General features: G+C 40.8%; 25 protein-coding genes. 16 read left to right on the top strand and 9 right to left on the bottom strand.

What is annotated here, in order from left to right; translation table 11 throughout:
- Together PARA125_RS00635 and PARA125_RS00630 are read right to left on the bottom strand one after the other, a co-directional pair.
- Positions 1-1,092 carry an LptF/LptG family permease gene (locus PARA125_RS00635; protein WP_213156806.1) on the bottom strand — a complete coding sequence of 364 codons (1,092 nt, stop codon included), beginning with the start codon at positions 1,090-1,092 and terminating at the stop codon, positions 1-3.
- Positions 1,092-2,231, bottom strand: coding sequence for an LptF/LptG family permease (locus tag PARA125_RS00630; RefSeq protein ID WP_213156805.1), 1,140 nt, complete (start codon positions 2,229-2,231; stop codon positions 1,092-1,094). Before PARA125_RS00630 ends, PARA125_RS00635 begins: the two co-directional genes overlap by 1 nt.
- A 194-nt stretch (positions 2,232-2,425) precedes the next feature.
- Here PARA125_RS00630 and PARA125_RS00625 point away from each other — a divergent pair, with 194 nt between their 5' ends.
- The 3 genes from PARA125_RS00625 (at position 2,426) to ftsH (ending at position 7,328) form a co-directional block, all read left to right on the top strand.
- Positions 2,426-2,791 carry a DUF4339 domain-containing protein gene (locus PARA125_RS00625; RefSeq protein ID WP_349305634.1) on the top strand — a complete coding sequence of 122 codons (366 nt, stop codon included), beginning with the start codon at positions 2,426-2,428 and terminating at the stop codon, positions 2,789-2,791.
- On the top strand, positions 2,791-4,071 hold the full coding sequence (gene tilS, locus PARA125_RS00620; protein ID WP_213156804.1) for a tRNA lysidine(34) synthetase TilS: 1,281 nt from the start codon (positions 2,791-2,793) through the stop codon (positions 4,069-4,071). Before PARA125_RS00625 ends, tilS begins: the two co-directional genes overlap by 1 nt.
- 515 nt (positions 4,072-4,586) lie before the next feature.
- Positions 4,587-7,328 carry an ATP-dependent zinc metalloprotease FtsH gene (gene ftsH, locus PARA125_RS00615; RefSeq protein ID WP_213156803.1) on the top strand — a complete coding sequence of 914 codons (2,742 nt, stop codon included), beginning with the start codon at positions 4,587-4,589 and terminating at the stop codon, positions 7,326-7,328.
- A gap of 72 nt (positions 7,329-7,400) precedes the next feature.
- Here the strand turns inward: ftsH and tal are convergent, their stop codons facing one another.
- Positions 7,401-8,357 carry a transaldolase gene (gene tal, locus PARA125_RS00610; RefSeq protein ID WP_213156802.1) on the bottom strand — a complete coding sequence of 319 codons (957 nt, stop codon included), beginning with the start codon at positions 8,355-8,357 and terminating at the stop codon, positions 7,401-7,403.
- Between the two features lie 16 nt (positions 8,358-8,373).
- Positions 8,374-8,748, bottom strand: a complete 375-nt coding sequence (locus PARA125_RS00605; RefSeq protein WP_213156801.1) for a hypothetical protein — start codon at positions 8,746-8,748, stop codon at positions 8,374-8,376.
- A 400-nt stretch (positions 8,749-9,148) separates the two neighbouring features.
- Between PARA125_RS00605 and PARA125_RS00600 the strand changes: the two genes are divergently transcribed.
- A complete protein-coding gene (locus PARA125_RS00600) occupies positions 9,149-11,029 on the top strand; it encodes a hypothetical protein (RefSeq protein ID WP_249274093.1) in 1,881 nt (626 codons plus the stop codon).
- Here the strand turns inward: PARA125_RS00600 and PARA125_RS00595 are convergent.
- From PARA125_RS00595 to PARA125_RS00585, 3 genes are all read right to left on the bottom strand, one after another.
- Complete coding sequence (locus PARA125_RS00595) at positions 11,026-11,556, bottom strand: hypothetical protein (protein ID WP_249274092.1); 531 nt, start codon at positions 11,554-11,556, stop codon at positions 11,026-11,028. The genes PARA125_RS00600 and PARA125_RS00595 overlap by 4 nt on opposite strands.
- Positions 11,528-11,782, bottom strand: coding sequence for a hypothetical protein (locus PARA125_RS00590; protein ID WP_213156800.1), 255 nt, complete (start codon positions 11,780-11,782; stop codon positions 11,528-11,530). Before PARA125_RS00590 ends, PARA125_RS00595 begins: the two co-directional genes overlap by 29 nt.
- A gap of 198 nt (positions 11,783-11,980) precedes the next feature.
- Entirely contained in the window at positions 11,981-12,541 is a 561-nt protein-coding gene (locus PARA125_RS00585; protein ID WP_213156799.1) for a hypothetical protein, read from the bottom strand.
- Positions 12,542-12,854: 313 nt separating this feature from the next.
- Between PARA125_RS00585 and PARA125_RS00580 the strand changes: the two genes are divergently transcribed.
- From PARA125_RS00580 to PARA125_RS00535, 10 genes are all read left to right on the top strand, one after another.
- Positions 12,855-13,079 (top strand): AtpZ/AtpI family protein, encoded by a 225-nt coding sequence (locus PARA125_RS00580; protein WP_213156798.1) that lies wholly within the window; start codon positions 12,855-12,857, stop codon positions 13,077-13,079.
- Positions 13,080-13,445: 366 nt separating this feature from the next.
- Positions 13,446-14,204 carry a F0F1 ATP synthase subunit A gene (gene atpB, locus PARA125_RS00575; RefSeq protein ID WP_213156797.1) on the top strand — a complete coding sequence of 253 codons (759 nt, stop codon included), beginning with the start codon at positions 13,446-13,448 and terminating at the stop codon, positions 14,202-14,204.
- A gap of 14 nt (positions 14,205-14,218) precedes the next feature.
- Positions 14,219-14,452 carry an ATP synthase F0 subunit C gene (gene atpE / locus PARA125_RS00570; RefSeq protein WP_213156796.1) on the top strand — a complete coding sequence of 78 codons (234 nt, stop codon included), beginning with the start codon at positions 14,219-14,221 and terminating at the stop codon, positions 14,450-14,452.
- A gap of 4 nt (positions 14,453-14,456) precedes the next feature.
- Complete coding sequence (gene atpF, locus PARA125_RS00565; protein ID WP_213156795.1) at positions 14,457-14,939, top strand: F0F1 ATP synthase subunit B; 483 nt, start codon at positions 14,457-14,459, stop codon at positions 14,937-14,939.
- Positions 14,936-15,487 (top strand): ATP synthase F1 subunit delta, encoded by a 552-nt coding sequence (gene atpH, locus PARA125_RS00560; RefSeq protein WP_213156794.1) that lies wholly within the window; start codon positions 14,936-14,938, stop codon positions 15,485-15,487. The genes atpF and atpH overlap by 4 nt, the downstream gene beginning before the upstream one ends.
- Positions 15,484-16,998: a F0F1 ATP synthase subunit alpha gene (gene atpA / locus PARA125_RS00555; RefSeq protein ID WP_213156793.1), complete on the top strand. Its 1,515-nt coding sequence runs from the start codon at positions 15,484-15,486 to the stop codon at positions 16,996-16,998. The genes atpH and atpA overlap by 4 nt, the downstream gene beginning before the upstream one ends.
- Complete coding sequence (gene atpG, locus PARA125_RS00550) at positions 16,982-17,842, top strand: ATP synthase F1 subunit gamma (RefSeq protein ID WP_213156792.1); 861 nt, start codon at positions 16,982-16,984, stop codon at positions 17,840-17,842. Before atpA ends, atpG begins: the two co-directional genes overlap by 17 nt.
- A gap of 18 nt (positions 17,843-17,860) precedes the next feature.
- Positions 17,861-19,270: a F0F1 ATP synthase subunit beta gene (gene atpD, locus PARA125_RS00545; protein ID WP_213156791.1), complete on the top strand. Its 1,410-nt coding sequence runs from the start codon at positions 17,861-17,863 to the stop codon at positions 19,268-19,270.
- Positions 19,263-19,514 carry an ATP synthase F1 subunit epsilon gene (gene atpC / locus PARA125_RS00540; RefSeq protein WP_213156790.1) on the top strand — a complete coding sequence of 84 codons (252 nt, stop codon included), beginning with the start codon at positions 19,263-19,265 and terminating at the stop codon, positions 19,512-19,514. The genes atpD and atpC overlap by 8 nt, the downstream gene beginning before the upstream one ends.
- A gap of 293 nt (positions 19,515-19,807) precedes the next feature.
- Complete coding sequence (locus PARA125_RS00535) at positions 19,808-20,680, top strand: hypothetical protein (RefSeq protein ID WP_213156789.1); 873 nt, start codon at positions 19,808-19,810, stop codon at positions 20,678-20,680.
- Positions 20,681-21,327: 647 nt separating this feature from the next.
- On the opposite strand, the gene PARA125_RS09675 is transcribed toward PARA125_RS00535, so the two are convergent.
- The gene (locus PARA125_RS09675; RefSeq protein WP_249274091.1) at positions 21,328-21,507 is read right to left on the bottom strand and encodes a hypothetical protein; all 180 of its coding nucleotides are present in this window, start codon (positions 21,505-21,507) and stop codon (positions 21,328-21,330) included.
- 121 nt (positions 21,508-21,628) lie between these two features.
- Between PARA125_RS09675 and PARA125_RS09670 the strand changes: the two genes are divergently transcribed.
- Entirely contained in the window at positions 21,629-21,796 is a 168-nt protein-coding gene (locus PARA125_RS09670; RefSeq protein ID WP_249274090.1) for a hypothetical protein, read from the top strand.
- 50 nt (positions 21,797-21,846) lie between these two features.
- On the opposite strand, the gene PARA125_RS00525 is transcribed toward PARA125_RS09670, so the two are convergent.
- Positions 21,847-22,923, bottom strand: coding sequence for an NAD-dependent epimerase/dehydratase family protein (locus tag PARA125_RS00525; protein ID WP_213156788.1), 1,077 nt, complete (start codon positions 22,921-22,923; stop codon positions 21,847-21,849).
- A gap of 234 nt (positions 22,924-23,157) precedes the next feature.
- Here PARA125_RS00525 and PARA125_RS00520 point away from each other — a divergent pair, with 234 nt between their 5' ends.
- Entirely contained in the window at positions 23,158-23,793 is a 636-nt protein-coding gene (locus PARA125_RS00520) for a V-type ATP synthase subunit E (RefSeq protein WP_213156787.1), read from the top strand.
- Positions 23,794-23,795 lie beyond the last annotated feature (2 nt).

Below are 23,795 nucleotides of genomic sequence, written 5' to 3'. Positions count from 1 at the left end.
TTAGAGTTTAACAAACCGATAGGAAAAAAAGGTGAAAAAAAGGGAAAAAGGCAACCAAATTGCCCACACAGGCCCTAAAACCTGCCGTTTTGCCAAAACGAGAGCCGCGTCTAGAGTTAGATAAAAGGTAATAAATCCAAAAATGCTGCAGGCATAAATCATAAAAATAGGCAAGCGGCGGGTAAATTTGACGCAAAAGGGAGCAGGAGCAATCACTGCAAATAAACATAGCCAGGGGAGGGCCATTTTATGGTAAAAATGAGAGACAACTTGCGCCTCTTTTTCATGGCTAATTTGGTGATAATCGGGAAGTTGCTGGATTAAGCTGGTTAAGGATTGTTCTTCAGGCAGCGAAAGAGTTTCTTGTAATTTTTTTTTGTTAAAGTAAATTTGAGGGAATTCTTTCTCAACAAACGAGTCCGTTTCCACAAGTTCGTCGTTTTGATTGCGTGTCAAGTAGTGAACATACCGCCCTAAGGGAACCTCTAGATAGGGAAAAAGGTATTTGATCCGATAAATCTCATCTACCGATTTAATCCAATAAGTATCGAAGAAGAATTGCCGTGCTTCGTCGTAATATTGAAAAAGGAGGTGGGTTTGATCATCCAAAGTAATGTGCTGGACAAACCCTCGGTTATCTAGTTTATTTCTTAAAGAAGTGTGGCGATCGTGAATTTGCTTAAGTCCTTTTTGGGCTTTAGGAAGTAAAAATTCAGTGTTGCCATACATAAGGAAGGTGAAAAAAAAGCCAATCAAAATAAAAGGACGCAATAAAGTTTTTAGGCTCATTCCACTGGCCATTAAGGCCACCAGTTCATTGTGAATCGCCAGCGAACAAAGCGTTTTGATAGTTGCCAGCATCAAAGCAAAAGGAAGAATCACATCTAATCTGTGAATCCATTCATAAAAATAATAGTAAAAGATCTCTTTCCATTGAAAGTGGGTGCTAAATTGGGAAGTATGGCTTGAAAAGTCTATGAGGACATATAACCCATAAAAACTGCCGATAAAAAGAAAAAACAGTTTGACGACTTCTTTAAAAAAGTAACGTTCCCAAATAGATTGAAAAGGAAGCTTAGATTTCATGTACATTATTCAATCCCTCTTGAAGCTCGGTAAAGTATAAATCCCGAAATAGTCACAATCAGGCTATGAGGGAGTAAGTAAAGCAAGGTGGCTGAAAATAAATGATGCTCGAGTCCTTTTGCGGTAAAATAGGAAATCAAATAAAAAGCGGCTAAAGCAATCACGAAAACCACCCCTTTATTAGAGTGATGGCGGCTAATGTTCATACCAAACGCACACCCCATCAATGTAAAGGTAAAAACGGCTGTAGCCACAGAAAAGCGGCGGATGATCTCCGCATAGGAACGATTCTGCAGTTTCTTTATTTGCTTAATTTCATCCTCTAAAAGGTTTGGCTGTTTTAAGAGCTCAGACTGCTCTTTCATTCGATAAATTAATAGCGCCAGTTTAAGATGGTCGTTGCTTAAAGAAAAAACGTTCCGTTGAAAAATAAGAGAAAAATCTTGGACCGGAGTGGTCGTTTTTTCGATATTTTCTACCATAAAATGATCGAAACTTTCTCCATTTTCAACCGGTAAAGTAGCTATATTTGTGACATGGTTTCCTATGAAAAAGGCAGAATCTGCATGCAAAGATTTCGCAATCATTAACCGTATACGGTTGCTTTGTTTGCTTGGCACGGCAAAGAGGGCATTTTTAGCAAACTCTCCCACTCGAGAATCTCCCAGGGCGTGAAAATAGGCTCCTTTGACTCGCATTAGGTGTTTATTATTTAGGAGGAGTAAGGGGTTAATAGACCGCAGCTCTTTTTTTAAAAGGTTTGCTTGCAAGTGGGAATTTGTGGCTAGTTCGGATACGATATAAAAATTTAAAAGAGTAAGAAAGGCCGCTGCCATAAGGAGGGGATAGAAAATATCTCGAATGGCCCAGCCAGAAGCGCGCAAAGCGGTTAATTCGTGAGTTTGGGATAACCGTTGAATCAAAAGCAATGCAGCAATCAGGCTAGATATGGGAATTACGATGGGTAAAATATAAGGAATTTGCGAAATCACAAACCAAATGATAGGAGAACTTGCCGCTCCTAAAGCTGCAAAATGGGCGATTTCATCAAAACGAGTGGTTAGTAAAATGGCGACAAATGCAACCGTACTTAGAGACAAAATCTGAAAATATTGCGAAAGTAAATAGCGCCAAATTAGAAGCATTGCCTTAAAAATTCTCCTTTAAAGACAATCAATTGAAAATAGAAGTGAATGACTCGTTTTTAGTGTTTTAAGATACAATAATCAAGTAATTTGCTACAATGTGTTTACGTTCTGTTTGATTTCTTGGATGGTAAAATCTATAGGCTAATTTAAGGCACATTGAAAAAAAAAGCAGTTTGTTCCAAGAGGGGCTTGTGAGTAGTAAAAATAATCAAACGCGCCAAGAATGGTGGATTAAAGTAAATGAAGTATCCGAAGGGCCCTTTTCGATTGCTCAGCTGAGAGGCGATCCGCGGATAACGCCCAATACCTTGGTTTGGAAAAAAGGTTTTGAAAAGTGGATTCCTATTCGCGCGGTCAAAGAATTAAAGGATTTGTTTGCGGATTCTAAAGAGCAAGATCTTCCCTTAAACCCTAAGCAAAATTTACCGCCTTTCGGAAATCTTGAGCTGGTTCTAGATACCCAAAAAGATCCGTTTGATTTTTTTTACTGGTTGTTTCTTGCGGCAAGCGTAGTGGGGTATGTTTTATATCAATTGTATTGGATGGGTGAACCTTAATGGAAGAAGTTATTCTCCATTTCCTTAAAACGCATTGCGACTGGTCTCGGCCAGTTTTAATTGGTTTATCAGGAGGGCCAGATTCGATCGCTCTTTTGCATCTCTTATTGCGGTGTGCGCAGTCTTTGCCTCTTAAGTTGGGTATTGCCCATATTGATCATCGCTGGCGGCCAGAGAGTGAAGAAGAGGCATGTCTATTAAAGAATTTGGCTGAATCCTTTCATCTTCCTTTTCACCTGAAGGTTTTAGATCCTATGCCTATGCGGGGGAATTGGGAAGAGCTGTGTCGGCATTGGCGTTATCAGTTTTTTACTGAGCTAGCGAAAGTCTATGGATATCAGGCCGTGGTTTTAGGACATCACCAGGATGATCAGGCTGAGACACTTTTAAAAAGAATTTTAGAGGGTGCCTCTTTAGTGAAGTTAGGAGGAATGCAAAAAGAAAAGGTGCATGGGGATCTAGTGGTTTGGCGCCCTCTCCTCGGCATAGATAAAACGAAGATTTTGGGTTGGCTTTCTAAGCGAGATATCCCCTTCTTTGTCGATCGCACAAACCTTGATCCTACCTTTTTACGAGGGAAGATGCGCTCCAGCATTCTTCCTTATTTATCTAAAGAATTCGGGAAAGAAATTAAGTCGGCCCTGCTTCATTTAGGCCAAGAATCGGAAGAATTACAGTCTTTTCTTGAGGGGCATCTACGACCTTATTTAGAAAAAATCAGGCGCACCCCTTTAGGGGTATGGATAGATCTATCGAAGGATTTCCCGCCGACTTCTTTTGAGCTAAAACAGCTTTTGCGCTATATATTAAAAGGAGAGGGAATAGGTTTCTCTAGAGCACAAATAAAACTAGCAGAAAATTTGATCAAAGAAAAACGGGCGAATTGTTGCCTGGAAGTAGGACATTGCCAAGTTCAGTTTGATCGAGGGTCTATTTTTGTAGAAAAAAAAAACGGTGGCAGTTGGAAAGCGGCATGGGAGTTGATTCGACTTCCTTTAGAAGACATAAAGGGGCCGAATTGGCGCGATGTCTGGCAAGGAAAGTTTTCAGCTATTGTGCCTTGGGAAGAGGATTATCGGCTCGATTTGCCCCTATCGGCCCAGGGAGGCTGGTTGAATAAATGGTGGACAGCCCATAAAGTTCCAGCTTTTTTTCGCTGGAAGTTTCCCGTTGTTTGGCAAAACAATCGGATTGTCCATGAGTTTCTTTCTGGAAAAATGAAGTTGAAACGTGATAAAATAAAAAAATGGGCAAAAGTGACGCTAGAGTATTCAATGTAGGCAGTTCACTATTTGCTTAAATCTCTAGAACGAGTGTAAAAGCCTTTTCAGTTCCGTTTTTTCCTTTACAAGGGTTACATGCGATTGGCTATTGAAGCCGAATGAGTTATGTGATAATCTAAGTGAGTAAAAAAGGGTTACTATATCCATAATGTCTTCGATAAAATCATCGACCCCGTTCAGTAAAAACGAAGACGAAAGAAATTCATGGTATATAAATATCTGAGAGGCATTCTGTTAAGGTTGAAAGTTAAGGTGCCACTTATAAAACTTTAACATTATTTTTTGCGGAATGCTTTTCAAGAAAGCTGGAATAGAGTAATTGAAAGTTTAGATAGGCTTTTCTTAAACATGAACACCTATGGGGTGCAAATCAGAAGGAAAGGCATAAATCTCAAACTTAAGATGTCTTTTTAATGAACTTCAGGTTCTTAGGGTGTCTGAGGGTGCATCATCTGAGCTCTGGTACCGCTTGAAAAGTATCGTTTACAATTTTCCATTTATCTAAGGTGAATATGAGCGACGACAATAAACAAGACTTTAAGAAAAATTTTCCAAACGGGTTTATTTGGTTTCTGATGGCTGCATTTTTGCTAGCCTTGATGGTCCAAAATTTAATTGACACGAGATTTGCAAAAGTTTCGTTTAATTATCAGCTCGAGCATCTTGCTAATCTAGATCTTATTCAACCCGAGGACAACCGCAAGACGGCTGTCGATAATTTGGTCACTTTTAGCGGCAAGTTTCGCGATCGGCTGACAGAAGAGGGTAAGAAACGTTATAAATTCCTTGAACTTCTCAACACGCACCACGAATTAGAGGCGGAAAAAGAGCGTTTAGATGAGGAATTGGTGACTCTTGCTGACAAGGTTGTCGATGCTTCTGAGCTATTTTTGGCATTAAGTGGGGTGTCACTTCCTAAGGATGGATATCTAGTCGTTGACGATAACTATCATACGCAGGATAAAGATAACAGCATTATCATTCGAGCTTTTACGCCTAAGGATAGTCACAATCTACCTAAATTAGAAGCAGAGCTTGCGAATTTGAAAGACACTCCAAGTGAGGTTGCAGTTAAGCAGTTTGGTCAAAGTTTGGCAGACTTGGTGCGAAGCTTTAGGTCCCCTACTTTAGGGATAGGAAATGAGCCTTTAAAGCAAACTCTTCGTCAGATTGATGTTGAGTTGACTAAACTCAATCAATCAAAAGAGGACTCCACTTCTGCGCTTACGCTCTATCAAAATATCTTAAGCCGATTGCAAGGAATGGTAGCGGAGCTGAATGTGGTCCAAGACAATTCACGTTTGTCTGATTTGCGAGCTATTCGAAATTATAACATAGCCTTGGGGGAATATAACGCCCTCATTAAAAAGTTAGATGAAAATCAAGCCCAATTAGGCAAGGCTCGCCAGGCTGTTTCTCATGTGATCTGGTTTTTCAACAATAAAGAGCTTTCAACTAGATCATTAGAAAAACAAGATCCTGAACTCTTTCACCAATGGTTTATGAATGCAAAAGAGGAGTGGAATAATTTTTCTCACAATCGAGGGGCAATTTTTAAAGCTCCTGATCAGCCGTTGAATACAGTTTTGGAAAAAACTTTCCGAAGTGAAGAGCCCACACCCAATTATTTAAGCTACTTATTTACACTCTTACCAGTATTGTTGGTGGTATTTCTCCTTTATTTTGTCTTCTCGCGCCAAATGAAAGGGATGGGGACAAATGCGATGAATTTTGGTAAATCTCCCGCCAAACTGATGGCAAAAGGATCACATAAAGTCACCTTCAAAGATGTGGCAGGGATTGATGAAGCCCTAGAAGAGCTGCAAGAAATTGTAGAGTTCCTGCGCAGTCCTCAAAAATTTACGGCGCTAGGAGGGCATATTCCTAAGGGGGTGCTTTGTATCGGGCCACCCGGAACGGGTAAGACACTCATCGCAAAAGCTGTAGCCGGTGAAGCAGATCGACCCTTCTTCTCAATTTCTGGTTCAGATTTTGTAGAGATGTTTGTGGGAGTAGGGGCTAGCCGTATTCGAGACATGTTTGACCAAGCTAAGAAAAACTCACCCTGCATTATCTTTATTGATGAGATCGATGCGGTCGGCCGGCACAGAGGGGCAGGCATTGGCGGAGGACATGATGAAAGAGAGCAAACTCTTAATCAGCTTTTAGTGGAAATGGATGGCTTTGACACAAACGACGGCGTGATTTTGATGGCCGCAACTAACCGTCCAGATGTGCTCGACAAAGCCTTGCTGCGACCGGGTCGTTTTGATCGACGTGTAGTCATCAATCTGCCCGATATTAAGGGGCGTTATGATATCTTAAAAGTGCATGCCAAAAAAATCAAAATGGATACCTCAGTCGATCTCATGATGATTGCAAGAAGTACCCCAGGCGCTTCGGGCGCTGATTTGGCAAACTTGTTAAACGAAGCCGCTTTGCTAGCTGCTCGCCGCGGAAGAACGGCTGTGACCGCTCAAGAAACTGTCGAGGCACGCGATAAGGTCCTGTACGGCAAAGAAAGACGCAATCTTGAATTAGACGAAAATGAACGCAAATCAACCGCCTATCATGAATCTGGGCATGCAGTTGTTGGGGTGACGGTTGAGCATGCCGATCCAGTGGACAAAGTCACGATTATACCTAGAGGATACTCTTTGGGAGCGACCATGTTTCTTCCTAAAAAAAATCGAACAAGTTACTGGAAAAAAGAGCTTGTTGATCAACTTGCTGTTCTCATGGGGGGGCGGTGTGCGGAAGAGATCTTCTTAGAAGATTTGTCAAGCGGCGCTCGCCAAGACATTGAACGCGCCACGCAACTTGCTCGCAGTATGGTGTGTGAATTTGGCATGAGTGAAAAGTTAGGCTCTGTGGCCTATGAAGACAAAGGGGATGGAAATGCTTACTTTGGAGGAGGCCATTACGAGAAAAAATATTCAGAAGAAACAGCTCGCCTGATTGATGCAGAAGTCAAGCGTATTTTGGATGAAGCCAATGAGCGCGCTAAAACTATCATTTTGCAACATAAAGAGGAAATTGAGCTAATGTCGCAAATGCTGATGGAATTTGAAACTTTAGATAGCGAAGATGTGCGCAAGATTCTGAACAATGAGTGGAGTATTGAGGAGAAAAAAGAGCGATTGAAGCGCGCGGATGAATTGCATAAAAAGGCGACTTCAGTGCCTCCTCCTGTGCCTTCCGATGACCCCTCTTCTCCCATGCAACCGGTTTCATCTACCATGTCTCCGGCTTAAAGAAAGAGGGATTTTTAAGGAATCTACTCTTTAAAGCATAAGAAAAAAGCAGAGAATTTCTTCTCTGCTTTTTTATTTGATGAGTTGATTTTCTAACTTCATGGCATCAGCTGCAAACAGGCGAATCCCTTCAGCCAATTTTTCTGTAGCCATAGGGTTCTCATTGAGCATCCAGCGGAATGTCTTTTCATCTAAAGAAAGCTTTTTGATATTTAGATCTTTTGAGGATTCAGCAGAGAGTTTTGGGGTTAGCTTTCCTTCCATTTGTTCTAGCTGAGCAAGTAGGTCGGGGGAGATGGTTAAAAGATCGCATCCAGCTAATTCGATGATTTCTCCAGTATTTCTAAAGCTTGCTCCCATCACTTGAGTTTGGTAGCCAAATTTTTTAAAATAATGGTAAATTTCGGTTACCGACTGAACGCCTGGATCTTTTTCGGGAGCAATTTCGGAAATTCCTTGGCTTTTTTTGTACCAATCTAAAATGCGTCCCACAAAAGGAGAGATCAAGGTGGCTTTTGCTTCAGCGCAAATGATGGCTTGCGCTAAACTAAAGAGAAGCGTCATATTGCAATGGATTCCTTCTTTTTCCAACTGACATGCAGCCTGCGCTCCTTCCCAAGTGGAAGCAAGTTTAATCAAGACACGTTTTCTATCAATCCCTGCCGCTTCATATAAATCAATCAGGGTTTTGGCTTTTTCGATGCTGCCTTCCACATCAAACGACAGGCGTGCATCTACTTCTGTTGACACTCGGCCGGGAATAATTTTTAAAATTTCAATCCCAAAATTTACGAAAAGCTTGTCCATTAAATGGCATTTTTTTTCCTCTAGTGAGCTCCCCTTAGAATGGCTATATTTGATTGCATCTTCAATAAGAGGTTGATATTGAGGCTTTGCCGTGGCCTTAAGAATTAATGAGGGATTAGTAGTCGCATCAGTTGGAGCGTAGGCTTTAATGGCGTCGATATCCCCTGTATCGCAGACAATGGTGGTAAGTTTTTTTAACTGGTCTAAAATTGTATTTCCCATAAAGCTATCCTTTGATTTAAACGCCACAAGAGGGGCCTTCTTTAAGCGGTTCGATTAAGAATTTAATAGATAAAGGTTCTCCATCAATAAGTAAATCTAAAGTGGAGTTTAGCCGTGTTAACAAAAGTTTATAAGGGATTTTGACATGGTGTTCTCCAATGTCGATCCCAATGGCTGTATGGCCTAGAATCTCTTCAGAAGTAAGCAGTTGTTGACAAAGATCTGCGAAAAGTTTGAGCTGTCTTTTTAACACGGCATCTTGCAGGGCGTACTTGTGATTGCATTTTGGGCAAGAAAGAGGGGCTTCTCTTTTTTCAAGTTCAAAAACCGAAAAAGCGATCGATTGCCCGCACTCTTTGCAGTTAAATTGTAATAGATTACCTTTTTGCATCTTAATTCCTAAAAGTACGCAGGATGGGTTAAACTTTTATTTATAATAAACTAAGTATAACAGGCTTGAGGCAAACAGGCAACCGTAAACCAACGCAGTAAAGGGAGTAAGCTAATTGACTTTATGGCTTTCCTACTCCTGCGGGCAAGAGACGCTAGGAGTAGAATCTCAGGCTTAGCCCCTATGAGATTCAACTTGTTCATTTCAAGCTGCATTGCTACCATAAAAGGAATGGAATTTTGGGGCCTCTCACGCTTTTTAATCGCAACTTGGGACGTTTAAGAGGGGGAGAAGGTTAATGAGGCAAAAAAGCAGTGGCTTTGTTTGACTATGTTGCTTAAAACCCTTATGATCCATTTCATCAAACAACCACTATCAAATGGAAAGAGTGCATCGTGATATGACTTTGGAGCCTATTGACTTTCAAGGACGATTTATATTTGAGAATGCCTTGGTTGAGCAGCTAGGGCATTATCTGGACGAGAAAGAAACTTTTCTTGCGAATAAGCTTATCCTTTGTTTTAGCAACGTCGCCGCACATGAACCTCTTGTGCTTGCCCCTCCTCGTGTAGAATTAAAACTTTCGGAGGGGGTCGATATTGTTGGCAAAAAAATTCAAGAAACGCCTTCTCATGCATGGGAAAATGTACCTACTCAAGAGTGGCAAAGATTAAGCGAGCAATGGGAAGAAGCTTTATGGGAATATGTAGGAACCATCCAAGGATGCACAACTGAGCTTTTCCATCAGCTAAATCAAATTGGCTTTGAAAGGTGGAATAAAGAGCTATCTCAAGTTTTGTCCTCCCTTAAAGAGCTTTTATTAGCTAAGATACGAATTGCTGCAAGGTGTATCCAACAGTTGGAAGAGTTTTTAAAAGAATTTCGAAAAAAGCTAGCCAAGCATTCTCCTTCCATTTGGCTTAAAATCAAAATTTTTATGGATTGGAAGTCTGTGATTGATCCAAGCCTTAAGAGGAGTTTGGGCAGAAGTGAAAAATTCCTAAACGTGCAATCCCAAAAATTTACTTTGAAGCATAGGGAATACCTCAAGTTAAATATCAAAATTGAGGAGGCTTTGCGCAAATTTAAAGGCTACCAGGCATTATCTCGCCTGGAAATGCATGGCCGTGACACTTTTAAAACGATCTACCGATTGATCAAACTATGGGAAAAAAATCAACGTACAAAATCTTTGCCTGAATTCGAGCTTGTTCAAGCATTAAAAAATGTCATTCACCCTGAAAAAGCTATTGAACTTTTCAAAGAATACTATGAGGAGCTTCTCTCTTCCCTCTACGAACGGAGCCGACTTATAAAAGATAGCAATTATTTACAAGCCAAGGATGTGATTGGCAGAGGTCTTATGCAAGAAGTCCTGAATGGATATCGCGCAGAAACCCATACTTTAGGGGCGATCGTTTCTAAATACCGGGAGTTCTTGCTGAGGACAGACCCTGACCCTTATGTGCGATCGCGCTGGGGGTTTGCAGAATGGATTGTGGGACAAGAACCATTAAATGCAAAAAAACTCTTAGCGCTAGGTTACGAAATTGAAAGTTTAGACCAATTGTTGGAAAAGCTTAGCCAGTCTATTCAGCAAGGTCCTTTGCATCGAGGGGAGTTCAATATCGCCAAAATCTCTCGCGAAATTGACAAGGCTATCCATGAAATGGGGCAACCCTTAAATTCTCGACAGGTCATGCGCTTGCATGCAGAAGAATTTTTAAAGCGGCTAGAAGAATTAAATGAGCTAGGCTCTTTTAATCCTCAGATTGTAGATCGTGTCGGGGTTTACCTTTCTCAAGCACTAAGGGCTGACTGGCAATACCACGTTCTGCATGATTTTCCCTTATATCACAGCCTATATGCCATTCACCACGGGATAATCGATCGTTCTGTAGATTTGGCGCATCGTCAGCGTTTAGGGGGATTCAAGAAAATTATTGAGCAGTTAGAACAGCATATCAAAAACCGAGAGACCCAAAAGCATTCCATGAAAATTGATCTCGATATAAATGATATGAAAGGGTATCTGCAAGATTTTTATGCCTCTATCCAACGATTAGAAAAAGAACCTATGGATCATGACAGCTTATCAGCAGCTATTCAAGAAAGGGAATTACAACTTTTAGAATATCGGCATCTATTTGGCAACTTTTTTAATCAAATTCCCCATAGTGAATCCCAAGGAAAGCTCTTAAGAAATGCTTTTTTGTTTGTGGATCAATATTTCGAATCTATTGAAAATCGTCTGCAAGATCTAAAAATAGGATTAAATTAAATTCTTGAGGAAGCGATAGGAATCTTATGAAGCTTTTGGAATGCCTTGCTAAAACCCGTCTCTAAAATAACCGATTCAAATCGACCCGATCGAATGATGACTGTTTGCTTATTTAAAAGGGCGGTCGTAATTTTTTCAGACAAGCTTTTAGGGAGTTTCATCCGTTGAGCTCCTAATAGCAAATCGGTTTGACATTCAAAATACTCTTTATCAATTTGCACCTCTACAGAAGAGTGAACAGGGGCAGCCGAGTCATGGGGAAAGTTAAAAGTGAGCACATTTAAATACATCTCCGACCCATGCCTGTTCCGGTCGATTTCGATTTCTAATTGGCGAAAAGGATTAGAGGGGGAAAGAAAAATTCGTCCAGAGTTGAAACAAGGCGTAGAAGTGATTGTTTCTTGATATTGCCATTCTGGGCATTTTGGAGAGCAGGAAAAAAGCAAAAGGAAAAGGGACAATAGCACCCCTTTTCCATAAATCAGCTGGCGCGACATTTTAGTGGCTGTGGCTATGCCCATGTCCATGTGAGTGCGTGGAGTTTTGGATCGCTACGGCAATAATTGCTGCTAATGCCATTGCGCCTAAAGCAATTGCGGGGCCGATTTGTGGGGCTCTACGGCACTCTTCATATCCGTATCCGCCATTGTCCGTTCCATTTACCACATATTCTTGTGCAATCGCGCTGCTTGCGGATGAAGCAAACATTGCAAATAAAGTTGCAACAGCAACAAATTTTTTAAATCTTTTCATGGGTGTACTCCTTTGGTACGTAATTTTCGTTTCATTAAATTGCCTTATATCCTTGTCAAGACTTGATATATGGCATATTTTTATATTTTTGTGCAATTGCTTTTCTCAATAATATCTTGACGAATGCTTGAGCAAATGCGTTGGATGTTGCTTATCAATTAGATAAGGAAATACACTTGCTTTTCTCCTTATAACTAGCTAAATTTTGTTCTCCATCGTATTCCGCTGCCCTTTGATAAATCGTAAGGATTTAAGTGAGGCAAAAAAATCTTTATAAAATTTGGGAAACTCTTCTTTTAGCGAGGCTGCCGTTAGAATGTAAGCCGTATTGTCTTTAATTAAAACGACATGCATCATGCGTAAATCCCCCCATTGCGATTTCTCCTCAATTTGAGAAAGATTTGCTTCTCCTGCTTCGGTCTGAATAGGACCTAAATTTTTCCACTCGATACCCAAGGATTGGTTGATCTCTTTTATCCTTTTAAGATAATCATTTAAGCTTTTTGTATAGTGTTCTGTGGCAAGATTAATGGAGGGGGGAAATTCCCGTTCTCCTTTACCCACCACCATGACATTCACATGCTTGGGCAACTCTTTGCTGTCAGCGACTCTCCAGCCTGAAGGGGGAGTGAAGGTGACCAGTTCTACTTCTGATATCTTTTCTGAAGAAGCCGGGGCTATTTCTGCATGCGCGCAAACACACAAAAGGCTAAGAGAGAGACCAAGCAAGCCAATCTGAAGTTTAAGTAAGAAATTCATGAGGAAATATCCTAAATGTAAAGGGATTTAATTTCATAGGCCTCGGAGTTTTTAGAGAGTTTCTTCTAGCCGAGGAATAAATCTATTCTCGAGATATTAACAGGAGCGGCGGTTTTTTCGAAGAAATCTTGTAAGTTATTAAGTTTACGCTCCTTACTTCTCTCTATGATAAGTTTGGCTTTTCCTTGGCTTCCTCCCCATATTATCAATTTTTCTTTTGTTAAGCCATATGTTTCTCTTGATGATATTAAGGGAACGTGCAAAATAGATTTTTTAATAACACCCATTTGAAAAGCCTAGGTGGAGAAGAAGGTTGGCAAAAGATGATAAAGAAAAAAAAGTCCAACAACTAGGAGCTTTTGCCACAACCCCCTTTGTTTTGGTTGTTCCTTTGGTGATTAGCTGGCTAATTGGACACTGGTTGGATCGATTTTTTGGAACATCTCCTCATTTGATGTACACTTGCATAGGGCTAGGATTATTTGCCGGAGGGCGGGAGTTTTATAGGATTGTGAAAAGGTATGGGAATGGCATTTGATTTTATAAATAACACCATCAAAATAACTGCCAGCTTAGCCTTTTTAATTTCCTTTATTCTATTGCCAAAGCTTGCTTATAAAGATTTTGCCTCGCTTTATCTAGGAATAGGATGGGGGTGTTTGAACTTATTTCTATTAAAACTTTTATTCAAACATGTTTTGCGAACAACGAACAAGGAATTTTTGAAAATAGGCTTTTTATTAGGTTTGAAAGTTCCCTTATTTTATCTTCTAGGGTACTTTTTATTAACAAGCTCTTATTTGGTTAGCTTTTATTTAGTCCTTGGATTTTCACTGAGTTTTTTAGGGATTTTTCTTCTTGGTTTGGGAACGCTTTTATTTCCAAAAGGGGCAGTATAAACATTATGGAACCTAAATCCTTGGAAATAGCAGAAATACCCAATGTTTTCTCTCTCTTGTATCAAACCTTTCAAAATACAGCTTGGGCAGCTTTTCTACATAGTTGGGAAAATATTCTATTCTCCATTTGCGTGGCGTCCACGATTGCCTTGATTTTTTATTTGGGGTCTCGCAAGAGAGAATGGATTCCCGAAAAATTTCAAAACACGTTGGAATGGATCGTAGAAACTATTCACAAGTTAGTTACAGAGGTTTTAGGCTCTGAAGGGGCTAAATTTGTCCCTTTTATAGGGACTTTGTTTATTTACATTTTAAGTATGAATTTAATGGGGTTAGTTCCCTTGATGAAATCGCCCTCTTCTAACTTGAACATCACAGCTGCCTTAGCCATTTGTGTGTTTTGTTTGGTACAATTTTTGAACATTAAGCATAGGGGAGTTAAAGGGTTTATTTATCATATGGCAGGATCTCCTAAGGGGGTGATTGGGTGGTCCTTGGCACCTTTAATGTTTTTGCTAGAAATGATTACCCAACTAGCGAGACCTGTGACTCTCTCTCTCCGTTTATTCGGAAACGTTTTTGGAGAACATATCTTAGTCACTCAATTTGTGATTATGGGAGTGACTTTGTTCGCCCCCCTGATACTGCCTTTGCAACTTCCCTTTATGTTTTTGGGAATACTAACTAGTTTAATGCAAGCTCTTGTTTTTTCGTTATTAAGCACGATTTATATTTTGTTGTCCCTGCCTGATAACAAACACTAACAAAGGATATACACATGGAAATTGGAGTCGCACTTGCCTTATCTGCACCCTTAGCTGTGGGCTTAGCCGCCTTAGGGTCAGGCTTAGGTCTGGGTAAAGCTGTGGGAGGCGCTATGGAAGCTATTGGCCGACAACCTGAAGCTTCAGGAAAAATCCTAACCAACATGATTATTGGGGCGGCGTTAATCGAAGCCTTAACGATCTATGCTTTAATTGTGTTCTTTATCGTTCTTGAAAGAATAAGATAGTCGTATGAATTTAGAATTCGAACAAATTCTCTCCCAAATTGTGGCTTTTTTAATCATGGTTGGGATTTTAAAGCGTTATGCTTGGCTGCCTCTTCTCGAAATGATTGAGGAGAGGAGACTAAAAATACAAAACGAATTCTATAAAATCGAAGAACAAAAAAAAGAAGTTTCCCGTTTACTGGAAGATTACCAGGGAAAGCTTAAAGAAATTGATCACGAAGCTAAGCAACGCTTAGAAGCTACAGCGGAAAGGGGATTTAAAATAGCCCAACAAATTCGGGAAGATGCTTACCGGCAGGCAAATTATATTTTGCATAAAGCGCATGAAGATGCCTACAAACAGGCTGAAAAAGTAAAACTTCAATTAAAACAGCAGCTTGTAGATTTGGTGGTTAAGGTGGCCCAAAAAGTGATTCAAGAAAAGTTAGATTCTCAAAAAGACAAACAAATGATCGAATCATTTATACAAAAGCTGGATGTTAGATGAAGCGAGCTCTTTCTTTGCAATTTGCAAAAGCTTTGTTTTGCTCTACATCTTCTTTACCCCAATTGAAGCTATGGAAAATTTCCTTAGAAGCTTTCCTAGAGGCGTTAGAGAAGCATTCCCATTTTCAAGCTTTGCTTACTTCTCCTCAATTTAGAGATGAGGAAAAGGATTGGTTAGTTCAAAAGTGTTATAAAGGCCCCTGTGAGCCTAAATTGTTAAATTTTATTAAATATGTCGTAAAGCAACAAAAGCTGCCTTATCTCAAATCTATCCTGGAAGAATTTTCTCGGATGCTTAATGAGAAAGCAGGTATTTTGCAAGTTATCTTGATTACGGCGCGTCCGGTTGATTCCAAGATTTTATACACATTAAAAGGAAAATTAAAAGAAACCTACGGCAAAGAGATCATCATAGAGGCCCGTATTCAGTCTTCTCTTATAGGGGGTGGGATCTTAATGATTGAAAATCGGAGGTGGGATTTTAGTATTAAAAACCGGCTTAAACAAATGAAACAAACCCTTTTGGCAGAGATTAGGCAGGAATCATGACCTTAAAACCAGAAGAAGTATCCTGGGTCATCGGGAACGAAATAGAAAAATATGCAGAAAGAAACCAGTTCGAATCTATGGGAAGGGTGATTCAAGTAGGAGATGGGATTGCCAGGATTTGGGGACTAGAGGATGTCATGATGTCCGAACTGTTGGAATTTCCAAATGGGACCTTGGGCATGGTTTTGAACTTAGCAGTTGATCATGTAGGGGCGGTCATTTTGGGAACTGAACAAGGGATTAGAGAGCATGATGTGGTTAAAAAGACAAATAAAATCGCCCGTGTGCCAGTCGGCGAGGCTTTATTAGGGCGTGTGGTAAACGCGTTAGGTGAACCTCTCGATGGAAAGGGGAGGATTGACACCCCCCATTTTCGTCCGATAGAAGCGCAAGCTCCCAACGTGGTAGAGCGGCAACCAGTCAATGAGCCTATACAAACAGGAGTAAAAGCAATAGATGCTATGATTCCTATTGGAAAAGGGCAGCGAGAGCTTATTATCGGGGATCGACAAACAGGCAAAACGACTTTAATTTTGGATACTATCCTAAACCAAAAAGATAAAGATGTAGTTTGTATTTATGTAGCGATAGGGCAAAAAAATTCCACTATAGCCAAAATGGTAGCCATTTTAGAAAAGCATGATGCCATGAAATACACCACCATTATTGCAGCTCCTGCTTCAGATCCAGCTGCATTGCAATACTTGGCCCCCTATGCAGGTGTAAACATGGGGGAATATTTCATGTATAAAGGGAAGCATGCCATCTGCTTTTATGACGATTTGACAAAGCATGCTCAAGCTTACCGTCAAATGGCCTTGCTCTTAAAACGGCCCCCTGGCCGAGAAGCCTATCCGGGCGATGTTTTCTATCTCCATTCGAGGCTTTTAGAACGCTCGGCTAAATTGAATGAGGAATTAGGAGGGGGGTCGTTAACCGGCATTCCTGTAGTGGAAACTCAGGCTAATGACGTGGCGACTTATATTCCGACCAATGTAATCTCGATTACAGATGGGCAAATTTACTTGGAGTCCGACCTCTTTCACGCGGGCATTAAACCAGCCATTAATGTAGGGATTTCGGCCTCTCGAGTTGGGAGTAAAGCTCAAACTAAGGCCATGAAGAAAGTAGCAGGAAGTTTACGCTTAGATCTCGCGCAATATCGAGAGATGGCTGCTTTTGCTCAATTTGGAGCAGAGGTGGAAGAGTCCACTCTTGCTCTGCTAAAAAGGGGAGAGCGAATGGTTGAAATTTTGAAACAAGATAAATTCTGTCCTTACTCCTTAGAAAAGCAGGTAGTCACAATTTATGTAGGTTCTAAAGGATATTTAGATGACATTCCGGTCAAATTTGTTCGAAAATTCGAGGAAGAATTTTATCATTTTGTCGAAAAAGAATATCCCCATGTACTCAGCTCTATTGCCACCACTTTAGATTTAGTGCCTGAAGTAATGAAAGAAATTGACGAAGCTATAATAAATTTTAAGAAGAAATATGAGTTCCCTACGTGATATTCGGAAACGGTTGCATTCAGTCGAAAATATTCGACAGATGACTGAAGCGATGGAAATGGTTGCTGCTTCTCAGCTCCGCCGTGCAAAAGCAAAGGCAGAGCAAGCACGCCCTTATGCACTCACCATCAAACACCTTGTGGGGAATTTAAGCTCCTCTGTTCATGAACTTAATCCCTTTTTTATGCGAAGAGAAGTTAAGAAAACCGCCGTAGTCATTATTGCAGGAGATAGAGGATTATGCGGTTCTTATAACACTAGCCTATTTGCGACCGCAGAGCGTTTTTTATCCCAGTATCAACCCGAGCATCTCGAATTAATTTTAATCGGCTCTAAGACAGTTGAATACTTTAAGCGTAAAGCATGGAGCATTCGAAAAGAGATCGTAGATTGGGGAGGAAAGCTAGCCTCCGATGAAGTCAAAACCCTTTCGAATGAGCTTGTTCATGGGTTTGAGGCCAAAGTTTTTGATGAAGTTTGGTTGGTTTATACCCATTATGTGCATTTGGCTTTAAGAGAAATTAAGGTGGAAAAGTTTTTAAATATCCATCCTCCACCCTCTCCTAAAGACTTGCATCCCTTAAATTATCTCTTCGAACCAAGCGCAGACGTCTTGCTTGCAGAAATTATCCCCAGGTACTGCTTCACTATCCTTTCTGCAGCACTCAATGAAGCTTATGCAGCTGAGTTATCTGCCCGTATTTTTTCAATGCGTACAGCTGTAAAAAATGCGGAAGAGTTGATTGAAAAATTAACATTAGAGCGAAATAAAGTCAGACAAATGGGGATCACAACGGAAATGTTAGAGATTACTTCCGGGACAGAAAGTTTGCGTTCCCCATAGCAAGAGAAAGGAGAATATATGACTAAAGGTATCATCAGGCAAGTGATCGGCCCTACTCTTGATATCGAATTTCCTGAGGATCAAATTCCGAACATTTTAAATGCTATCGAAATTAAAGATGAAGAGCGAGGAATCAAATTAGTGGCAGAGGTTGCCATGCAATTAGGTGATGGAATGGTCCGATGCATTGCTCTTTCTTCCACTGAAGGATTGACTAGGGGGATGCAGGCTGTTGATACAGGTGCCTCGGTGCAAGTTCCCGTAGGGCCTAAGACGTTGGGCCGAATTTTCAATCTGCTCGGAGAACCTCTCGACCATCTCGGTTCCTTAGAACAGGACGTTCCCAGAGCCTCTATTCATAAAGCCCCGCCAGGTTTTGAAGACCAAGAGACTCAGATTACCTTGTTTGAAACAGGCATTAAGGTGATCGACTTACTTGAACCCTACCCGCAAGGTGGCAAAGTGGGTTTATTCGGAGGGGCTGGAGTAGGTAAATCTGTGATTGTCATGGAGTTGATTCGCAATATCGCCGCCCAACACGGGGGGTATTCTGTTTTTTGCGGAGTCGGGGAGCGCACGCGTGAGGGCAACGAGTTATGGCTAGAAATGAAAGAATCAGGTGTTCTTTCTCGCACCTCTTTAGTATTTGGGCAAATGAATGAACCCCCTGGTGCACGCCTGCGGGTAGCCTTGACTGCCCTTTCAATGGCTGAACATTTCAGAGATACAGAGCATCAAAATGTGTTGTTGTTTATTGATAACATTTTCAGGTTTATTCAGGCTGGCTCAGAAGTGTCTGCTCTTTTAGGTAGGATGCCTTCTGCAGTCGGTTATCAACCGACATTGCAAACCGAAATTGGAGCTCTGCAAGAAAGAATTACTTCCACAAAATTTGGCTCTATTACATCCGTTCAAGCAATTTATGTTCCAGCAGATGACTATACCGATCCCGCTCCTGCCAGCATTTTTTCTCACTTAGATGCTGCCACAGTGCTTTCAAGGCAAATTGCAGAACTTGGGATTTATCCTGCGGTTGATCCGTTAAATTCAACCTCTCGCATTCTCGATCCCAACTTTATTGGAGAAGAGCATTATCGAGTGGCAAGGCAAGTGCAACGCATTTTACAACGCTACAAAGATTTACAAAATATTATTGCCATCCTGGGGATGGATGAGCTCGCAGAAGAAGATAAGCTGACGGTTAGAAGAGCGCGAAAAATTCAAAAGTTTCTCTCCCAACCTTTTTTCGTGGCCGAAACCTTTACAGGCAAGCCAGGAAGATTTGTCAAACTTGCCGATACTATCAAAGGCTTTAAAATGATTGTAGAGGGAGAAGTGGACGAAATCCCGGAACAAGCTTTTTATATGGTAGGAGCTATCGAGGAAGTTTTTGAAAATGCAGAGAAGCTAAAGAAATCAAATGTTTGAATTAACGATTGTCACTCCCGAAAAAAAAGTTTACGAAGGCCTGGTGCATTCCCTAAAAGCCCCCGGAGAAGAGGGGGCTTTCCAAATTTTATCTCACCACGCTCCTCTGATTGCTTCTCTATGCAAAGGAGAGCTTGTGATTGAAGATCAAACTCACCAAAAAATCACTCTTAAAGTGGTGGGAGGCTTCTTAGAAGTTTCCCCCACTAAAGTCTCCGTACTGGCAGACGCTATTGAGGAATAAGCCCACTCGGCAATTTTTTGTTTTTTAATTTGTTACTCATCTTTCTTTATAGCTTCTTCTTTCTTTTCCCGTTTGCCCTTTCTGTGCTTGGGTCTGTGAAGCGCATGGCTCTCACTCTTTTTAGCGGAAGAAGTCATTTGGTATACTTTCAGGGAATTGATAAGTAGAGGTGGGCCCTGTGGGAACCGATGGGCTTGCCTATTATTCTTTTTTCGGTTTGATTAAAAGGAGAGATTTTTTTAATACTCTTGGATTAAACTGCGATTTTATAATGAAAAAGGTAAGCTTGAAAGATGATAAATCCCCTAATCATTCATGGTGTTAAATTTTTTGATAATGCTTCCTCTTGCATTTCTCAATTCGAAAAGCTTCATTGGACGCAGAGAGCAATTAGCTTTATTCAAAGTTTTGGAACACTTTTTGCCTATGGATTAAATAAAATTTCGCGTCGGTTGCGCCGAGTAGAAATCCAAATGGCTCCTTATACAACTTCTGCTAACTTGTCTAAAAAGAAACTCGTAGTTTGCTTACATGGCCTAAATGAAAATCCGGCACAATTTAAAAAGATAATAGACGAACTGGAGAAGCGCTCACTTGCCGAAACAGACGTTTATATTCCTCGTATTCTCCAAAAAGGAAACGGAAAATTGGATGAAATGGTACAGCCCATCTTTGAGAACATTAAAAAATGGGCGAAAGCAAATGGAGAGAAGGAGCTTATTTTAGTGGGGATTTCCAATGGAGCCAGAATTGCCAGAGCGATTGAAGCAGAGCTCACTAAGCCAGGAAATAGGGAAAATCTTAGAAAGATCCGATTTGTATCTATTGTGGGCGCTTGTAAAGGATCTTCATTGGCCAGGCTGGCTCATCGCTTCAGATTGTCTTGGATGATGTCAAAAAATATCTCGGAAGAAATGCCTATAAATTCAAGGCGTAATGCAAGATTAGATAAAGAATGGGAAGAGGGATTAAAGAATTCCTCTGAGCTTACGCGGGATTATATTTTTATTGCTTCGCCCCATGACTGGCAAGTGCCTAATTATTGTTCCACTTTAATGAAAATTCCCCACTACCAAGCGCGCTACGCCATTATAAAAGGGCATGGGCATATTAGCATCGTGAATGCGGCAGCTAAGGTTGTAGCCGACATGATAAACTTGAGCTAACCCCTCATACAATCTAACGATTGAGGGGCCCATAGGTTTCGTGGATTTTACCTTGAGGAAGGCTTAGCAGAATTAAAGCGATTCTTCTCCTACAAGTAAGTAATAAGGAGGGTGTGGCCTACCCATTTAAAAACTACAGTTTTATCAGTAAGCATGTACCAAACCCGGCATCCAGAAAAAGAAGTGATCGGGCAATTTCTGCTGTAGATATAAGAGAAGTTGCTGCTATAAAAGTCCCTAGGATGGAGGGGACTTCAAGCTTCCCATATTCCCTAAGTATTTTGAAAATAGCAGCTTGATGCTAATAAGAGCTCTTAAGGCGAGGTTCCAAGGAAGGTTGATGCCTTTAAATAGGCTGTTATCAAGAGGTAGCGTGACATGGTGCTCATTTAGCAAAGTCTTTCACCTCTCCAAAAGATGGTACAGAAGGGCTTTTTCTTTTCCCTCGATTGCCATAAAAATTGTCAGGCCGTTGCAACTTCATCGATAGTTCAAGCAATCATAGCAAGCACACAAAAAGCTGTTAAAAGGCACCTGAAGTACCTATAGCCTACCAAAATGGCCTATAGCATAATTAGGATGATGCTAGTTAAGCCCACAGGGATAACTAAAATTTCAAAAAAAATGACAGCCCATAACATCGTATCCTAACGTGTTATATCCCCTTTGAAACCCATTAAAATTTCCAGCGTGTAGGCAAATGTGCCTAAGCCAGCATCTGAAAAGGGAAATGTTTTTAGCCTAAAGGAAGTCATCCCTTTAAGCGTGCCATCATCCAAAATAGGATCCCAAATTTTGTCGAGATAACCTAATTGATAAGAAGCCATATACAGAGGAGAAAACCGGCAAATTAATTTGAAAGCAATAATAGGCGTTCCTTGGGTCTATGTAAAAGGGATATGAGGCCGCCTTCTAGAATCGGGTTGCCGAAAACCTTTTTTGGGGTAAATGTCAGCAATTAAAATGGAAAAGGTGGTGACCCATATTCCTAGGCGTGTTTCGTTCAAGGAAGTGATAGTCTCTAGGAACCAAATAAGGAGGGGCGAGCTGAAGCCAGATGCCCCTCGACGCGCACATCCAGGGGACAAGGATGCCTCTCAAGGGGGTGAAAATTAACCAACAGCCTAGCATGGCTGTCATATATGAGATTCCATTATCTTTTTGATCTATTTTTGGCCTTTATCATGTAGGGAATGTGGAAGTGTTAAGTTATGGGCTTTGTACCATCCTTTGAGATTAGCTTTGAGAGCTTTAATCATTTTGGGAAGAGAGTGCCCCACAAAATTTCTGGGGGCCCACCCTAAAATTTCTTTCGCACGTGTGATATCTAAAGTGTAATGATCGTCTGCAATGTCAATCATCCCCGGTTTAATGAAAAAATTTTTCTCAAAAAGAGAATGGCCTAAAAACCACGCCCCCCTTTTGGCAACCCATTTAGGAATAGGGAAAGTTTTGAACGCCTTGCCAAAGAGGTGCGCGGCGATAAGCTTTTGCATTTGATCGTAGCTTAAGGTGACATCTTCACCGATGAGTAATTTCAACTCGGCGGGGAGTGTATGCCGTTTTTCAACTGCTAGCCAGATGGCCTCGCTTAAGTCTTCTAAATGCAAATAAGGAGAGCCATGCTTGAGATTTCCTGGGAAAAGATGACTGAGGAGGCGTTTTTCATAAATGCGTTGGATTTGGCTGGCAATCGGGATGGAATGGCATTGGTCGTCATAGCAGGCCGCCATTTGCAAAATGACTGTAGGAATATTCCCTCTATTTTGCTCAATAAGGGATTCTGCTTTAGCTTTGGATTTGGGATAGCCCCACTTGGGATCGATAGGAGAATTTTCGTTAATCCTTTTTCCAACAGGGCAGGGAGCATAAATTAATTGCGTGCTAGAAAATAAGAACTGCTCTGTGTCAAATTTTTGCACTTCTTGCAACACCCGTTCAGTCCCTTCGACTGAAATTTTTTGATAAAGAGAAGGGGCTCCCTCTCCAAAACAATAATAATCTGCGAGATGAATCACGGAAATAATTCTAGAGCCATATTTTGTCCGGGCAATATGCAGCCCATTTTTAACGCTTTCATCCGAAGTAATGTCAACCTGAACGAATTCTAAGTTGTCGTTTTTATATTTAGGAGAAACTTTATCAAAACCTACTAGCGGGTATTTTCCTCCCAGGCGTTGAATGACGCTGCGACCAACTCTTCCGCTACTTCCCGTGATGAGAATAAACCCTTCTTCACTCACCTCTTTTCTCCTACTTTTTTGCCTAAATTATTTTTTAATAGTTGGTAGGAAATAATACAATCAATTTTATAAAGATTTGGCTTTAAGCCAACCATGTTTTTTATCTTTACTCGAAACGACTCATTTAATAACCTTGTATATGGCAAAATATAGGGCTGTTGAGAGCTATTTTATTTGTTTAAATAAACTCCTTTTCAAAGGAACGACTTAAACCTTTTAGATTCAGTGGTGATCATGGAAAAACTTGAAAAAGGTCAAGATAAAATTCAGAAAATTTGCGATACCCTTCGCAGGGAGACTCTCGAGCCAGCGAGGCAGGAAGCCCAAAAGATTATTACTGAAGCGCATGCTAAGGCTGCTAAAATCATCAAAGAAGCTGAGCAGCAAGCAGTCGCTTTGCATGAACAAGCTCGTAAATCAATAGAGCAAGAAAGGCATATTTTCCAGTCATCATTAGAGCAAGCTGCAAGGCAAGGTTTAGAATCTCTACGTCAATCTATTGAACATAAGCTATTTAATGAAGAGTTAGAAAGAGTCTTAGAAAAACAAACAGCTGATCCCCAACTAGTTGTTAAAGTGGTGAATGCAGTAGTTGAAGCCGTCCAAAAAGAAGGAATTTCTTCTAATCTGAGTGTGGCTATCTCCAAACAAGTTTCTCCTGAGCAGGTTAATGCTTTGCTTTTGGAAAATGTGAAAAACAAACTGAATGAAAAAGGAGTGGTTGTGGGAGATTTTGCTGGGGGGGCAGAGATCAAATTGCATGGTAAGCGATTCACGATTGATATGACAGACCAAACCTTAAAAGAGCTTTTAGCTAGACATGCTCGCAAAGATTTCCGTCAGCTTATTTTTGGAATTAAAGGTGGGTAATT

This window comes from Parachlamydia sp. AcF125 (genome assembly GCF_018342475.1).
Lineage (GTDB): Bacteria > Chlamydiota > Chlamydiia > Chlamydiales > Parachlamydiaceae > Parachlamydia.
This window is presented reverse-complemented; position numbering and strand designations above follow the sequence as displayed.

Excerpts from the sequence above, each read along its gene's own strand:
- PARA125_RS00585 (WP_213156799.1), bottom strand. The coding sequence starts at position 12,541 with ATGAATTTCTTACTTAAACTTCAGATTGGCTTGCTTGGTCTCTCTCTT.
- PARA125_RS00590 (WP_213156800.1), bottom strand. The coding sequence starts at position 11,782 with ATGAAAAGATTTAAAAAATTTGTTGCTGTTGCAACTTTATTTGCAATG.
- PARA125_RS09675 (WP_249274091.1), bottom strand. The coding sequence starts at position 21,507 with ATGGCTTCTTATCAATTAGGTTATCTCGACAAAATTTGGGATCCTATT.
- atpE (WP_213156796.1), top strand. The coding sequence starts at position 14,219 with ATGGAAATTGGAGTCGCACTTGCCTTATCTGCACCCTTAGCTGTGGGC.
- atpA (WP_213156793.1), top strand. The coding sequence starts at position 15,484 with ATGACCTTAAAACCAGAAGAAGTATCCTGGGTCATCGGGAACGAAATA.
- atpB (WP_213156797.1), top strand. The coding sequence starts at position 13,446 with ATGGAACCTAAATCCTTGGAAATAGCAGAAATACCCAATGTTTTCTCT.
- PARA125_RS00635 (WP_213156806.1), bottom strand. The coding sequence starts at position 1,092 with ATGTACATGAAATCTAAGCTTCCTTTTCAATCTATTTGGGAACGTTAC.
- PARA125_RS00520 (WP_213156787.1), top strand. The coding sequence starts at position 23,158 with ATGGAAAAACTTGAAAAAGGTCAAGATAAAATTCAGAAAATTTGCGAT.
- atpG (WP_213156792.1), top strand. The coding sequence starts at position 16,982 with ATGAGTTCCCTACGTGATATTCGGAAACGGTTGCATTCAGTCGAAAAT.
- PARA125_RS00600 (WP_249274093.1), top strand. The coding sequence starts at position 9,149 with ATGACTTTGGAGCCTATTGACTTTCAAGGACGATTTATATTTGAGAAT.
- PARA125_RS00605 (WP_213156801.1), bottom strand. The coding sequence starts at position 8,748 with ATGCAAAAAGGTAATCTATTACAATTTAACTGCAAAGAGTGCGGGCAA.
- ftsH (WP_213156803.1), top strand. The coding sequence starts at position 4,587 with ATGAGCGACGACAATAAACAAGACTTTAAGAAAAATTTTCCAAACGGG.
- PARA125_RS00630 (WP_213156805.1), bottom strand. The coding sequence starts at position 2,231 with ATGCTTCTAATTTGGCGCTATTTACTTTCGCAATATTTTCAGATTTTG.
- PARA125_RS09670 (WP_249274090.1), top strand. The coding sequence starts at position 21,629 with ATGTCAGCAATTAAAATGGAAAAGGTGGTGACCCATATTCCTAGGCGT.
- atpD (WP_213156791.1), top strand. The coding sequence starts at position 17,861 with ATGACTAAAGGTATCATCAGGCAAGTGATCGGCCCTACTCTTGATATC.
- atpC (WP_213156790.1), top strand. The coding sequence starts at position 19,263 with ATGTTTGAATTAACGATTGTCACTCCCGAAAAAAAAGTTTACGAAGGC.
- tilS (WP_213156804.1), top strand. The coding sequence starts at position 2,791 with ATGGAAGAAGTTATTCTCCATTTCCTTAAAACGCATTGCGACTGGTCT.
- tal (WP_213156802.1), bottom strand. The coding sequence starts at position 8,357 with ATGGGAAATACAATTTTAGACCAGTTAAAAAAACTTACCACCATTGTC.
- atpF (WP_213156795.1), top strand. The coding sequence starts at position 14,457 with ATGAATTTAGAATTCGAACAAATTCTCTCCCAAATTGTGGCTTTTTTA.
- PARA125_RS00595 (WP_249274092.1), bottom strand. The coding sequence starts at position 11,556 with ATGGACATGGGCATAGCCACAGCCACTAAAATGTCGCGCCAGCTGATT.
- atpH (WP_213156794.1), top strand. The coding sequence starts at position 14,936 with ATGAAGCGAGCTCTTTCTTTGCAATTTGCAAAAGCTTTGTTTTGCTCT.
- PARA125_RS00535 (WP_213156789.1), top strand. The coding sequence starts at position 19,808 with ATGATAAATCCCCTAATCATTCATGGTGTTAAATTTTTTGATAATGCT.